An 883-nucleotide genomic window follows, 5' to 3' on the forward strand; every position below is an offset into this window, starting at 1 on the left:
CTCGATTCGTCGTCGAAACGATTGCTGGGGCTATGGTTAAGGACCGCGCGGCGGCTCTGCGCAAGATGCGGGCACCCGATGGAGCCGTGCTCGACACCGGGCTGGTCGTGTTCTTTCCCGGTCCGGCCAGTTTCACCGGCGAGGACGTCGCGGAATTCCACGTTCATGGCGGCCGTGCCGTTGTGGCAAAAATGCTGGAGACGATGACCGGGTTTGACGGCGTCAGGCACGCGGAACCGGGCGAATTCACGCGTCGCGCCTTTCTGAACGGCAAGGTAGACCTGGTCGAGACCGAGGCGCTGGCGGATCTCGTCAATGCCGAGACGGAGGCGCAGCGGCGCTTCGCGGTGCAGAATGCCGACGGCGTACAGAGCGAACTCTATCTCGGCTGGCGCCGCAGGCTGATCCATGCCCGCGCCATGATCGAGGCCGAGATCGATTTCGCCGACGAGGAAGACGTCCCTGGTTCCGTTTCGGATGCGGTCTGGTCTGATGTCAGAACGATGATCGACGAGATCGACCGGCACATCGCCGGATTTCGCGCCGCCGAGATCATTCGCGACGGCTTTGAGGTCGTCATCCTCGGTGCCCCCAACGCCGGTAAGTCGAGTCTGTTCAACGCCCTGGCGCGGCGCGATGCCGCTATAGTAACGGATGAACCAGGCACGACCCGCGACCTGCTTGAAGTGACACTTGATGTTCAGGGGCTGCGTGTCCGGCTTACGGATACGGCCGGGTTGCGCGATGCGCCGGGGAAGGTCGAGGCGATCGGCATCGAGAAGGCGAGGGCCAAGGCGCATGGCGCCGATCTCTTGCTGTTGCTTCACGACATGGCGAAACCAAGGGATGTCGGTGAGCTGCCGACCGTGGCGCCCACCCTGCT

1 protein-coding gene is annotated in these 883 nt (G+C 63.8%); it reads left to right on the top strand.

Annotated features, from left to right (window positions below; all coding sequences use genetic code 11):
• Positions 1–883: tRNA uridine-5-carboxymethylaminomethyl(34) synthesis GTPase MnmE (mnmE, locus tag EN879_RS37470; RefSeq protein WP_127274789.1), on the top strand; the 883-nt coding region annotated here is incomplete at both ends.

The sequence above is a fragment of the Mesorhizobium sp. M7A.F.Ca.AU.002.02.1.1 genome (assembly GCF_003998535.1).
Lineage (GTDB): Bacteria > Pseudomonadota > Alphaproteobacteria > Rhizobiales > Rhizobiaceae > Mesorhizobium > Mesorhizobium ciceri.